General features: G+C 53.7%; 12 protein-coding genes. 5 read left to right on the plus strand and 7 right to left on the minus strand.

Translation table 11 applies throughout. The annotated features are described in order from the left end of the window. The first annotated feature begins 56 nt into the window (after window positions 1-56). Window positions 57-1124 carry an outer membrane-stress sensor serine endopeptidase DegS gene (gene degS / locus VGM55_RS03420; protein WP_154188358.1) on the plus strand — a complete coding sequence of 356 codons (1068 nt, stop codon included), beginning with the start codon at window positions 57-59 and terminating at the stop codon, window positions 1122-1124. Window positions 1125-1180: 56 nt separating this feature from the next. Here degS and mdh read toward each other — a convergent pair whose 3' ends face one another. Then, entirely contained in the window at window positions 1181-2116 is a 936-nt protein-coding gene (gene mdh / locus VGM55_RS03425) for a malate dehydrogenase (protein ID WP_154188357.1), read from the minus strand. 488 nt (window positions 2117-2604) lie between these two features. Between mdh and argR the strand changes: the two genes are divergently transcribed. The 3 genes from argR to yhcN (VGM55_RS03440) all read left to right on the plus strand — a co-directional run bounded on the left by argR (window position 2605) and on the right by yhcN (VGM55_RS03440) (window position 4103). After that, entirely contained in the window at window positions 2605-3075 is a 471-nt protein-coding gene (gene argR, locus VGM55_RS03430; RefSeq protein WP_154188356.1) for a transcriptional regulator ArgR, read from the plus strand. Window positions 3076-3447: 372 nt separating this feature from the next. Next, window positions 3448-3711 carry a peroxide/acid stress response protein YhcN gene (gene yhcN / locus VGM55_RS03435; protein ID WP_038478367.1) on the plus strand — a complete coding sequence of 88 codons (264 nt, stop codon included), beginning with the start codon at window positions 3448-3450 and terminating at the stop codon, window positions 3709-3711. A 125-nt stretch (window positions 3712-3836) separates the two neighbouring features. Continuing rightward, window positions 3837-4103, plus strand: a complete 267-nt coding sequence (yhcN, locus tag VGM55_RS03440; RefSeq protein ID WP_154188355.1) for a peroxide/acid stress response protein YhcN — start codon at window positions 3837-3839, stop codon at window positions 4101-4103. Window positions 4104-4162: 59 nt separating this feature from the next. Here yhcN (VGM55_RS03440) and VGM55_RS03445 read toward each other — a convergent pair whose 3' ends face one another. The 5 genes from VGM55_RS03445 to aaeX all read right to left on the minus strand — a co-directional run bounded on the left by VGM55_RS03445 (window position 4163) and on the right by aaeX (window position 9290). Continuing rightward, a complete protein-coding gene (locus tag VGM55_RS03445) occupies window positions 4163-4435 on the minus strand; it encodes a barstar family protein (RefSeq protein ID WP_331634584.1) in 273 nt (90 codons plus the stop codon). 35 nt (window positions 4436-4470) lie between these two features. Beyond that, complete coding sequence (locus VGM55_RS03450; RefSeq protein WP_154188354.1) at window positions 4471-5925, minus strand: NAD-dependent succinate-semialdehyde dehydrogenase; 1455 nt, start codon at window positions 5923-5925, stop codon at window positions 4471-4473. A gap of 249 nt (window positions 5926-6174) precedes the next feature. Next, window positions 6175-8136 (minus strand): p-hydroxybenzoic acid efflux pump subunit AaeB, encoded by a 1962-nt coding sequence (aaeB, locus tag VGM55_RS03455; protein ID WP_331634585.1) that lies wholly within the window; start codon window positions 8134-8136, stop codon window positions 6175-6177. Window positions 8137-8146: 10 nt separating this feature from the next. Beyond that, window positions 8147-9079, minus strand: a complete 933-nt coding sequence (gene aaeA / locus VGM55_RS03460; RefSeq protein WP_331634586.1) for a p-hydroxybenzoic acid efflux pump subunit AaeA — start codon at window positions 9077-9079, stop codon at window positions 8147-8149. A gap of 7 nt (window positions 9080-9086) precedes the next feature. After that, entirely contained in the window at window positions 9087-9290 is a 204-nt protein-coding gene (gene aaeX, locus VGM55_RS03465; protein ID WP_008454892.1) for a p-hydroxybenzoic acid efflux pump operon protein AaeX, read from the minus strand. 177 nt (window positions 9291-9467) lie between these two features. Here aaeX and aaeR point away from each other — a divergent pair, with 177 nt between their 5' ends. Beyond that, window positions 9468-10403 carry an HTH-type transcriptional activator AaeR gene (gene aaeR / locus VGM55_RS03470; protein WP_154188352.1) on the plus strand — a complete coding sequence of 312 codons (936 nt, stop codon included), beginning with the start codon at window positions 9468-9470 and terminating at the stop codon, window positions 10401-10403. 20 nt (window positions 10404-10423) lie between these two features. Here the strand turns inward: aaeR and tldD are convergent, their stop codons facing one another. Further along, on the minus strand, window positions 10424-11869 hold the full coding sequence (gene tldD / locus VGM55_RS03475) for a metalloprotease TldD (protein WP_331634587.1): 1446 nt from the start codon (window positions 11867-11869) through the stop codon (window positions 10424-10426). Between the last annotated feature and the right edge of the window lie 70 nt (window positions 11870-11939).

Genomic DNA, 11939 nt, shown 5'->3' on the forward strand with positions numbered 1-11939 from the left:
TGTCCGTTCAACTCATGCTATTCTGCGTTCGATCTCTCACTAATTAACTCAAACTCATGTTTCTAAAGATCTTACGTTCGGTGGTGATTGGGCTGATTGTCGCGGGGCTGATACTGCTCGCGATGCCGTCATTACGCAAAGCCGTCGGCCCGCTTGCGCCAACACAATATGACAGCGCCGACGAAACGCCGATGAGCTTTAATCCGGCGGTGCGCCGCGCTGCACCCGCGGTAGTAAATGTTTACAACCGCAGCGTGGGCAATAACGGTCAGAATCAGCTGCAAATTAAAACCCTCGGTTCCGGCGTGATCATGGACGGGCGTGGCTACATTATTACCAATAAGCACGTTATTAACGATGCAGAACAGATCATCGTCGCGCTTCAGGATGGCCGAGTGTTTGAAGCCTTGCTCATTGGTTCCGATAGCCTGACCGACCTCGCAGTGCTGAAGATTAACGCCACCAACCTGCCGATTATTCCTATTAACGGCAAGCGCCAGCCGCATATCGGCGATGTCGTGATGGCCATTGGTAACCCGTACAACCTGGGGCAAACGGTGACTCAGGGGATTATCAGTGCCACCGGCCGCATCGGCCTGAGCCCTTCAGGCCGTCAATCGTTCTTACAGACCGATGCCTCGATTAACCGTGGCAACTCCGGCGGTGCGCTGGTGAACTCTCTGGGTGAACTGATGGGCATTAATACGCTGTCGTTTGACAAGAGTAACGACGGCGAAACGCCTGAGGGGATTGGCTTTGCCATACCGACCCAGCTGGCGACGAAGATAATGGATAAACTGATCCGTGACGGCCGGGTTATCCGCGGCTATATCGGCATTGGCGGCAGAGAGATAACGCCGCTGCATGGCCCTTCGACCGGTATCGATCAGCTACAAGGGATTATCGTTAATGAAGTCTCACCGGACGGCCCCGCCGCGCAGGCAGGCATTCAGGTGAATGACGTCATTATTTCGGTAAACCACAAACCTGCCGTCTCCGCGCTGGAAACGATGGACCAGGTGGCGGAAATTCGCCCGGGCTCCGTGATTCCGGTAGAGGTCATGCGTGAAGATAAAAAACTCACGCTGCAGGTCACCATTCAGGAATATCCTGCCGGTAGCTAAACGGCAGGCATAAAAAAACCGGAACCTGTGTTCCGGTTTTTTTTATATCGCGCCGATTACTTAACGAATTCTTCGCCCAGCTGGATATCTTTCTTCAGCGTATCCAGCATGCCTTCCATCGCGTGTTTCTCAAACGCGCTAAGGGTGCCGATAGCTTTACGCTCAACAATACCGTTTTTACCCAGCAGTAGCGGCTGAGAGAAGAAGCGAGCATGTTCGCCATCGCCTTCAACATAGGCGCATTCAACAACGTTGCTTTCGCCCTTAAGCGCGCGAACCAGAGAGAGGCCAAAACGCGCGGCAGCCTGGCCCATAGACAGGGTTGCAGACCCGCCACCGGCTTTCGCTTCAACCACTTCGGTACCCGCATTCTGGATACGTTTGGTCAGGTCAGCCACTTCCTGCTCGGTAAAGCTCACGCCCGGGATCTGGGACAGCAGCGGCAGAATAGTCACGCCAGAGTGGCCACCGATTACCGGAACGTCGATATCGCCAGGGTGTTTGCCTTTCAGCTCGGCAACAAAGGTGTTGGAGCGGATAATGTCCAGCGTCGTTACGCCAAACAGTTTGTTCTTATCGTAAACACCGGCTTTTTTCAGCACTTCCGCCGCGATGGCAACGGTGGTGTTAACCGGGTTAGTGATAATCCCGATGCAGGCTTTAGGTGCGGTTTTCGCAACCTGCTCAATCAGATTCTTCACGATGCCCGCGTTCACGTTGAACAGGTCGGAGCGATCCATACCGGGTTTACGCGCCACGCCCGCAGAGATCAGCACCACATCTGCGCCAACCAGCGCCGGGGTTGCATCTTCGCCGGAGAAACCTTTAATTTTCACGTCGGTCGGGATATGACTCAGATCCACCGCAACCCCTGGGGTTACCGGTGCAATGTCATACAGAGAGAGTTCTGAGCCTGAAGGCAGTTGGGTCTTAAGTAGAAGGGCAAGCGCCTGGCCAATACCGCCGGCTGCGCCGAGGACTGCAACTTTCATCCTAAACTCCTTATTATGGTTAGCAAAATCGTGCCGTAACTCCATGCGGTGGCGACCATAATCCAGAGAAGAGATAATTACAATCTTCCCGCCGCCGGATTGCGATATACAACAATCATCGACCGCGTTGCTGCTGCATTTACTCGCCGGGAGGAACGACGCCATAGCGCCCGGTCACGACCTGATGTGGTTACATCAACGGCGGTTACATTACCCCTCTGCGCACACCAAAACAACATCATTTTGATAACATTTAATTTACTTTGAAGCTTATTTGCGAGTCGTGACACAGGCATGTTCGCCGATAACGAAATTTGATAAAATCGCCCGCTTTCATAACATTATTTCAGGCTGTTTTCTGCCGGATTATTGTCCCACCGCGTTCAGGCCGCCGTAAATTCGCGCGCCTGAAGGAAGATGAACAATTTGCATAAAAATTCATTTAAATGCATAATAATGTTATCTCTTTTACCCAGGATAGGTTATTTATGCGTAACTCCTCGAAACAAGAAGAATTAGTAAAGGCTTTCAAAGCATTACTTAAAGAAGAGAAATTCAGCTCGCAGGGCGAGATAGTCCAGGCGTTACAAAACGACGGCTTCGAAAACATTAACCAGTCCAAGGTTTCCCGCATGCTGACCAAGTTTGGCGCAGTGAGAACCCGCAATGCCAAAATGGAAATGGTCTACTGTCTTCCGGCCGAGCTGGGTGTGCCAACCACCTCCAGCCCGCTCAAAAACCTGGTCCTGGATATCGATTACAATGATGCCGTCGTGGTCATCCATACAAGTCCCGGTGCAGCTCAGCTAATTGCTCGTCTGCTGGACTCCCTGGGTAAAGCGGAAGGTATTCTTGGCACCATTGCCGGGGATGACACCATCTTCACGACCCCGGCGAATGACTTTACCGTTAAACAGCTGTACGAAGCTATTTTGGTCCTGTTCGAACAAGAGTTGTAATGCGTTAGCCCCCTACCCGCCATGCTTTATGGCGGGTGATCTCTCCCCGATTCGGTAATCTTCCGTCAAAAAACCTCAATCCAGCGTATGGAATTGCTTCAATACCCTTCTTCAGGGCATTGTTCTGCGTACTACCGCACAAATAGTCAAATCCACCCATATATATGATTTTACTTATATTTAACAAAAACGCCGTGATAAAAACGTCTTTTTTATAACCCATGGTAATAAAAAATCATTTCGTTAACTTAAAGTTGCATAGGCAACAATTAGCAGGGCATTAATTTTCCTAGTAACTAGTGTATACTTAATTTCGTGATGAGGGTCACAGAACGATGACCCAAACAAAAGAATACGACGAGGAAAGAAATCATGAACATGAAAGCAACTTTAGTTACCGCAAGCCTGCTCTCCGCTCTGTCATTCGGCGTTTTCGCCGCTGACTCTATCAACGCTCAGCAGGCGCAAGACCGCCAGTCACTGGGGACCGTTTCGGTCGATGACATCGGCAGTTCTCCAATGGATATGCACGAAATGCTGAACCAGAAAGCTGAACAAAACGGCGCTTCTGCTTACCGCGTTATCGAAGCCCGTACCGGTGGACACTGGCACGCAACGGCTGAGCTGTACAAATAACAGCCTTTAGCCATAAGCCAGTTGAATAGATACCATCAGAAACGTTAAACCTTCGGCGGCCCTAAGTAGAAAAATCGCTTTTAAGCCCTTCCGGCCGCTACGTTAAACCTTCAGGAGTAAAGACTATGAAAACCAAATTAACTATCGCCGCACTGAGCCTGCTGTCCGTTATCTCTTTAGGTGCTAACGCCGCCGCTCACCAGATCAACAGCGAACAAGCTCAGGGTCTGCAATCCATGGGCTCCATTTCAGTGAGCCAGGTTGGCAGCGCGCCAATGGATATGCGTCAAGAATTAGCTCAGAAAGCCACTGAACAAGGTGCCTCTGCATACCGTATTACGGAAGCGCGTTCAGGTGATAGCTGGCACGCAACTGCAGAGCTGTACAAATAAACCCTCGTCGTACTTGTCCTACGACTTTGCCCCCGCTCGCCGGGGGCTTTTTTATGCCGCTAGCCGTGAATGTTAAATCGAAGCTGACCTTCCAGCTCCTCTTCGGCCTCGTCGAACAGCAGGATGAGTGCCCCAAATCTGCGCCGTTTGCTATCGGGCAGGTGCGTGAACGCGATCTCCACGGGCAACGGCAGCATCGACGCCGTGACCACTTCCCACAGGCTATCCAGGTCGTGCACCTGCTCTTTACGCAAAGAGAACTGTTCCGCAAACTGGCGATAAAAAGCAGGGTTGTCGTCGATGTGGCTAAAATCGAAAGTAAATTTTTTCATCGCTGCCGTCCTACCCTTTGAAGCAAACAGAAGCGCTAAAGCCCGCCGATATGTAACGTTTTGACTTCCAGGAATTCTTCCAGCCCCAATACGGAACCTTCACGCCCTAACCCCGATTCTTTTACACCACCAAACGGCCCCAGCTCCGTTGAGACAGCACATTCATTGATCCCAACCATGCCGCTTTCCAGGGCCTGTGAGACCCGGAAAACTCTCTGTAGATTCTGGGTATAGAAATAGGCCGCGAGCCCGAATGGCGTATTGTTCGCACGCTCGATAACCTCCTCCTCAGTTTTAAAGCTAAAGCAGGCAGCAAGCGGGCCAAACGTCTCTTCCTTCGCAAGCTTCATATCGTCGTTAGCATCAATGATAACCGTAGGCTGCCAAAAGTTGCCGCCAAGCTGATGAGGCTTGCCGCCAACCAGCGCTTTACCGCCTTTTGCCAGCGCATCATCCACATGTTCACGCACCTTATCAACGGCCGATTTTTCAATCAGAGGGCCGACGACAACGCCTTCCTCAAGGCCGTTTCCGACCTTCAGTTTCTTAACCTCTTCGGCAAGTTTATTCACGAAGCTGTCGTATACACCCTGTTGAATAAAGAAGCGGTTAACGCTAACGCACACCTGGCCCGCATTGCGGAACTTGTTAGCAATTGCCCCTTTCACCGCAGCATCGATATCGGCATCATCAAACACGATATAAGGCGCATTTCCGCCCAGCTCCATCGACACCTTCTTCATTGTTTCCGCGGCGTTACGCATCAGCGTCTTCCCTACTGCGGTCGAACCAGTGAAGGAGATCTTACGGACCTGCTGGCTTGCCATAATGGCATCGCTGATTTCCTGCGTGTTACCGGCCACGGCGTTAAGTACGCCGTCCGGCACACCGGCCTGCTTTGCCAGCTCCAGCAGCGCAAATGCAGAAAGCGGCGTATTATTCGCGGGTTTTATCACTCCGGTACACCCAGCGGCCAAAGCCGGTCCCAGCTTGCGGGTCAGCATGGCCATCGGGAAATTCCACGGCGTGATCGCGGCGACGACGCCAATCGGTTCACGCGTGGCCAAAATGCGAGAGCCGGGCTTGGCCGGAGGAATGATCTCCCCGTTCGCGCGTTTTGCCTGCTCGGCAAACCACTGAATGAAGCTCGCGGCATAATCCACTTCACCTTCGGCCTCTTTGAGCGGTTTCCCCTGCTCAAGGGTCATCAGCCGGGCGAGCCAGCTTTTGTTGGCCAGTATCAGCTCAAACCAACGGTAGAGGATTTCAGAGCGCTGTTTCGCGGTCGTTGCACGCCAGCCGGGAAAGGCTTTGCTCGCGGCATCAATCGCGGCCTCGGTTTCTTTCTTACCCGCCTTTGCGACTTTAGCCACCCCTTCTCCCGTGGCAGGATTCAGCACATCAAAGGTTTCATCAAGCGTGTGCCACTTACCACCGATCAGGCAACCGGTTTTGAAGAGTTCACTTTGCGGGAGGATCTGATTCGTCATAATTTCTCCTGTTCATAAGTGTTCATCCCATTGACCGCTGTTAAGTATAGATAGAAAAAAGCCGACGCAGGCGTCGGCTCTAAATTGATGACAAACACCCGAAAAACGTGGTTTTCGGGTGTTTGGAGCAAACCAGAGAACATAATTCTTTGTTTTTATTAGACCGAAGTTTAGGTCTTTTAAGGTCAATGAACTTTGTCAGCTGTCTCAAGCCGACGCAGGCGTCGGCTCTCAGTGCAAGGGTTGGGCTCAGGCGTTAATTAGCGTGTGCCGGTAGCGGTGCAAAATATCCGCGAGGCGTTTCACCGGCTCCGTCACCTGCAGCGGCGCTTCCCACAAACGGAGTTTCTCCTGATAGATCTCCAGCTCGCCTAAAAGCCTCTGGTAATAGCGTTCACGGGTATCATCGCTGTTCGCTGAGATCACTTTATCTGCCGTTTTACGCAGCTGCCTGTGGAAGGCTGAGAGATCGTCATTGACCGGTATCGGCGCATCCCGCAGACGCTGGTGAGCGATAATTAGCGTCAGGGCAAGACGGTAACGATCGATGTCGCCGGGGAACATATTCAGCAGTAAGAAGAGCTGTTGATAGAGCGCCGGCAGGTGGTTCTCTTTGCGGCGAGCGTTATTGGTGGTCAACGCAGAAACAGCAGCAGACACAAACTGATTCAGCAGCGTACGGCCGGTCCGCTCTTTGGAGTTATCGCGGATCAGCAGGATAACCATCATTGCCAGGAAGCAGCCGACTATCTGCCCCAGCGCGCTGTCCAGGAAGCTGCTGAAATGGAAGGTCATCGGGTTGTCCAGCACAATAATGTTAATGGTCCCGGCCAGCGCCCCCATGGAACCCAGCCGCCGCTTTTGCACCTCGATACCCATAAAGAAGCCCAGCAGGGCAAGGCTTACGCACAGCAGCAACATACTTTGCTGGGTCGACGGTAGAATAACGAGAAAGTAAAACGCCCCCAGCGGCAGCGCTACCAGCATGCCATAAAGGAAGTCGAGTGAAACCATGCGTGGGTTAGGCAGACGCATCGCCAGCGCGGTGACCACTGCAATCATCACCATGGCGCCGCTCCCGGACGTCCAGCCTGTCCATAACCAAAACAGACTGCCCAGCACGCAGGAAATCGTGGTACGCCAGAAGTTAATCATCGCGTGGTGGCCTTCGGCGGACTCCACCTTAACCACCGCTTCGCCATTCAACACCTCTTCCTCGACGGCGCTAACGCGACTGTTACAGATAAATCCGCGTTTCAACAGCAGATAGCGGGTTGAGGCAGAAACCCAGGAGCCAATGGTAATCGGCGTCGCCTTCTCCCCCATCACGGAAATCGCCCGACGCAGCACCTTCATACGCTTATATACGTCGTCCGCGGTTTGCACTTCGATTGCAAATAGCTGACGAAATTCAGGGGTGACGTATTCCGGCCGGGTGTTCTGAATGAGGAAGGTTTCACAGGCCTGAGTGATCAGCGTCAGCGAAAGTGTGTTAATCGCCTTCAGGCGGCGGTTGGCCTTCGACCAGCGGGCAGATTCCATATTCAAGTTAGCGCGCATGCCGTTGAGCGCGGTCACTTTACGCACCAGCCCGCTCCAGGCCTTATCCACCTCTTCTTTGTCACCGTGGGCGATGCAAAGCTGCATCAGGCGGTACTGATCCACCAGCAGGTTATCCAGCTCCCGATCTATCTCTTGCTTGATGGAGCGAGGCGAAAACAGCAGGTCAGCGACGATGGCACAGACAATACCGATGACGATTTCGCTGCAGCGCTCAACGGCAAACTGTGGCGTGGTCAGCGGAGCCACCTGGATAGTGACCACGATAATCAGCGCGGTGTAGCCAGCGAGCCCCCAGGCGTAAGAGTTTTCAACGCGAACAAGGGAAGAGATCCAGGTACAGAATCCGGCCCAGATACAGCATACCAGCAGCATGACCATCGGCGCTCGAATCAGGGTAATGATGATAACCAGTGCGGCAGCACAGCCGATAAAAGTGCCGATAATACGCAGCATTCCGCGGTAGCGAATCGCGCCGGAATAAGGCTCACCACCGGCGGCAAAAGCGGGCCCGGCGGCAACAATGGCGGCAGTGAGTACCGCCCAGCGCGGCGTTTCCAGCTCGAAGTGAAAACCGACAAAAACCGCCAGCACAATGGCGAAGGCAAGCTTTATCGCAAAACGAACGTGTAGCCTGGAGATGTTATACATAGCGGCCCGCTCAACCGAACTCGCGCAGGCGATGCATCAGCTTGATAAACGCCGAGTCATTTTCCGCTTTACGGTCTTTTTCACCGGTGACTACAACGGTCGCGGTAGTCCCGGCAGGATACAAATTCCCCATCTGTTCATCGAGGCGAATTCTAACCGGCACGCGCTGAGCAAGACGAACCCACTCGAGGTTAGAATCAACCGTCGCCATGCCTTTTGCATCGCTGGTACTGCTGGCGTTAGTCACCCCGGCAGAAATGCTGTCAACGCTGCCGCGCAGCACGCGGTTGCTGCCAAGCGGAGTAATCTGCACGCGATAGCCCGGGCGAATCCCCTCAAGCTTGGTCTCTTCCATGTAGGCAAGGATGTAGAATGAATTCTGTTTCACCAGCGCCACGGACGTCGCGCCACGATTAATAAACTCGCCGATATGCACGTTAAGGTTAGTCACCCAGCCGTCAGCCGGGGCACGAATAACCGTGCGCTGCAGATCGAGTTTGGCCAGGTCACGCGTCGCCTGCGCTTTATCCAGCTGGTGCAACACGGTTTGCAGCAGGTTGTTCGACTGGTCAATCTCTTCGCGCGACATCGCCTGAATACCAAGCGTATTACGCCTGCCGGCTTCACGGCGTTTCTCTGATGCCAGCGCCTGATAATAGGCCACATCGGCTTCGGCCTGTTCGAGCGCTTTTTGGTAGCGCGGCTGGTCGATGGTAAATAGCACCTGGTCTTTTTTCACCAGCTGGTTGTCATGAACGTCAACGGTGGTGATAAGCCCGGAAACATCCGGGGCTATCGCCACGACGTCAGCGGTAAAACGCGCGTCACGCGTCCACGGAGATTCCGTATAAAACACCCATGCACGGAAGATAGCGATGAAGGCCAGTAGCACCAGCAAAAGCGTGATAGCGGTACGGGTAATGTTTCTTGTTAGTATTTTCACATCAACCTCAAACGAACAAACGCGAAATCAGATAAAAAAGGCAGCAATAGAGCGCTGTATTGAATAATGCAGGGTGCCAGACAAAATCATAGATGCCGGTTGGGGTCAGCAGCCGACGCGCCAGCCAGAACGCAGCGAGCGACAGAATTAACTCGAAGAATATCGGCGGAAAGGAAAGACCGAATATCACGATTACCGGAAATAGACTCATTTTAACCTTGATAAGATAATGCAGGCGATACATAACTCGACGACAAACCGCGACGGAGAGGCCAGAAAAGGCGGGCGAGCGTGCGGTATGAATTATGTTAATAATAATATATTAACGTAACTGTTACCCTGTTATCTATAATATGTGATCTAAATCACTTTTCACTCAGAGTGAACAATGGAACGACTTAAACGTATGTCGGTGTTTGCCAAAGTGGTCGAACTGGGCTCCTACACCGCCGCCGCAAGGCAGCTACAAATGAGCGTCTCTTCCATCAGCCAGATCGTGTCGAAGCTGGAAGATGAGCTCCAGGTAAAACTGCTGAACCGCAGCACCCGCAGCATCGGGCTAACCGAAGCGGGCAAAATTTATTATCAGGGCTGCCGCAAAATGCTTCACGAAGCGCAGGAAGTCCACGAGCAGCTCTATGCCTTTAACAACACGCCGATAGGGACGCTGCGCATCGGTAGCTCTTCAACTATGGCACAGAATGTCCTCGCCGATATGACGACCGAGATGCTGAAAGAGTACCCGGGCCTGACCGTAAATCTGGTTACCGGTATTCCCTTTCCCGACCTGATTGCCGACGGCCTGGACCTGGTGATTCGCGTAGGTGCTCTGCAGGATTCCAGCCTGTTTTCACGCAAGCTGGGCTCGATGCCGATGGTGGTCTGCGCCGCGAAAAACTATCTTCAGATTCACGGTACGCCGGAGAAACCTGCCGATCTGGCTAACCATTCCTGGCTTGAATACAGCGTACGCCCGCACAATGAGTTTGAGCTCATCGCACCGGAAGGGATTTCGACCAAGGTGATCCCGCATGGTCGCTTTGTCACCAACGATCCGATGACGTTAAGCCGCTGGCTTAAGGCCGGTGCCGGAGTAGGGTTTGCGCCGCTGATGTGGGTGATCGACGAGATCAACAGCGGGGAGCTGGAGATCCTGTTCCCTCGCTATCAGTCCGACCCACGCCCGGTTTACGCACTGTATACCGAGAAAGACAAACTGCCGCTGAAGGTGGAGGTGTGCATTAACTATCTGACGGATTATTTCGTGCGGGTGACGCAGCTTTTTCAGGGCGTGCGGGCGAGAAATGAAAACAGCCGGGGTTAGAGCCCGGCTACCAGATGAACTTAAGCGGTACCGCCCACGGTCAGGTTATCGACCTTCAGGGTTGGCTGGCCGACGCCAACCGGCAGGCTCTGCCCTTCTTTACCGCAGACGCCAACGCCGTTATCCAGCGCCAGGTCGTTACCAACCATGGAGATCTGCTGCATGGTTTCAATACCGGAACCAATCAGCGTCGCCCCTTTCACCGCCTTCGTGACCTTCCCTTTTTCAATCAGGTAAGCTTCCGAAGTGGAGAACACAAACTTGCCGGAGGTGATATCGACCTGGCCGCCGCCGAAGTTTGGTGCGAAGATACCGTAGTCCACAGACTCGATAATCTCCTGCGGCGTGGATTTGCCCGCCAGCATGTAGGTGTTGGTCATGCGCGGCATCGGCAGGTGCGCGTAGGATTCACGGCGACCGTTACCGGTCGGCGCAACGCCCATCAGACGCGCGTTCAGCTTGTCCTGCATGTAGCCTTTAAGGATACCGTTTTCGATCAGCACGTTGTACTGCCCCGGCACGCCTTCGTCATCAATGGAAACGGAACCACGGCGATTAGGCATCGTGCCGTCATCCACCACGGTACACAGTTCTGAAGCCACCAGTTGGCCCATCTGGCCGCTAAAGACCGAAGTGCCACGGCGGTTAAAGTCGCCTTCCAGGCCGTGACCGACCGCTTCGTGCAGCAGGACGCCAGGCCAGCCTGCGCCCAGCACCACCGGCAGCATGCCGGCAGGAGCCGCAACGGCCGACAGGTTAACCATTGCCATACGCACAGCTTCTTTCGCCCAGGCATCAGCGCGAACTTCACCGTTCACGCTTTCCAGGAAATACTCATAGCCAAAACGACCGCCGCCTCCGCTGGCGCCGCGCTCGCGCTTGCCGTCTTCTTCAACCTGAACGCTAACAGACAGGCGAACCAGAGGGCGAACATCCGCCGCCAGCGTTCCGTCCGTAGCCGCCACCAGAATCAGCTCGTAAACGCCCGTCAGGCTGGCGCTCACTTCCTGAACGCGAGCATCCGCTGCGCGCGCGACGCTGTCCACGCGTCTCAGGATGTCGAGCTTCTCTTCACGCGTCATGCTGAGCAGCGGATCGGCGCTGGTATAAAGCGTGCTGTGCGGAACGTTGCCCAGCGTGCGGGCACGCCCATCGCCCTGTTCACGTACAATACTGCGAGCGGCATGAGCGCTTTGCTCCAGCGCCAGCAAGGTAATTTGATCCGCATAGGCAAACCCGGTTTTCTCACCGCTCACCGCACGAACGCCAACGCCCTGATCGATATTCCATGAACCGTCTTTAATGATGCGGTCTTCCATCACCCAGGATTCATGATAGCTGGACTGGAAATAGAGATCGCCGTAGTCGAGGCGGCGCTCGGACAGCTGGCCGAGGATGGAAAACAGATCTTGATGGGTTAAGCCATTCGCAGACAGCAACTGCTCACTTACCAGGTTCAGACTCATCGTTTCGCTACTCTTATTGCTTATCGCCCATTGGGCGAGGAATGGTTTATTAATGGAGCTTGCGGCAATT

This window comes from Cedecea sp. (assembly GCF_036500665.1).
GTDB lineage: Bacteria > Pseudomonadota > Gammaproteobacteria > Enterobacterales > Enterobacteriaceae > Cedecea.

What these genes read in the sequence shown, in the direction of transcription:
- degS (WP_154188358.1), top strand. Translation starts at nt 57, where the DNA reads ATGTTTCTAAAGATCTTACGTTCGGTGGTGATTGGGCTGATTGTCGCG.
- mdh (WP_154188357.1), bottom strand. Translation starts at nt 2,116, where the DNA reads ATGAAAGTTGCAGTCCTCGGCGCAGCCGGCGGTATTGGCCAGGCGCTT.
- argR (WP_154188356.1), top strand. Translation starts at nt 2,605, where the DNA reads ATGCGTAACTCCTCGAAACAAGAAGAATTAGTAAAGGCTTTCAAAGCA.
- yhcN (WP_038478367.1), top strand. Translation starts at nt 3,448, where the DNA reads ATGAACATGAAAGCAACTTTAGTTACCGCAAGCCTGCTCTCCGCTCTG.
- yhcN (WP_154188355.1), top strand. Translation starts at nt 3,837, where the DNA reads ATGAAAACCAAATTAACTATCGCCGCACTGAGCCTGCTGTCCGTTATC.
- VGM55_RS03445 (WP_331634584.1), bottom strand. Translation starts at nt 4,435, where the DNA reads ATGAAAAAATTTACTTTCGATTTTAGCCACATCGACGACAACCCTGCT.
- VGM55_RS03450 (WP_154188354.1), bottom strand. Translation starts at nt 5,925, where the DNA reads ATGACGAATCAGATCCTCCCGCAAAGTGAACTCTTCAAAACCGGTTGC.
- aaeB (WP_331634585.1), bottom strand. Translation starts at nt 8,136, where the DNA reads ATGTATAACATCTCCAGGCTACACGTTCGTTTTGCGATAAAGCTTGCC.
- aaeX (WP_008454892.1), bottom strand. Translation starts at nt 9,290, where the DNA reads ATGAGTCTATTTCCGGTAATCGTGATATTCGGTCTTTCCTTTCCGCCG.
- aaeR (WP_154188352.1), top strand. Translation starts at nt 9,468, where the DNA reads ATGGAACGACTTAAACGTATGTCGGTGTTTGCCAAAGTGGTCGAACTG.
- tldD (WP_331634587.1), bottom strand. Translation starts at nt 11,869, where the DNA reads ATGAGTCTGAACCTGGTAAGTGAGCAGTTGCTGTCTGCGAATGGCTTA.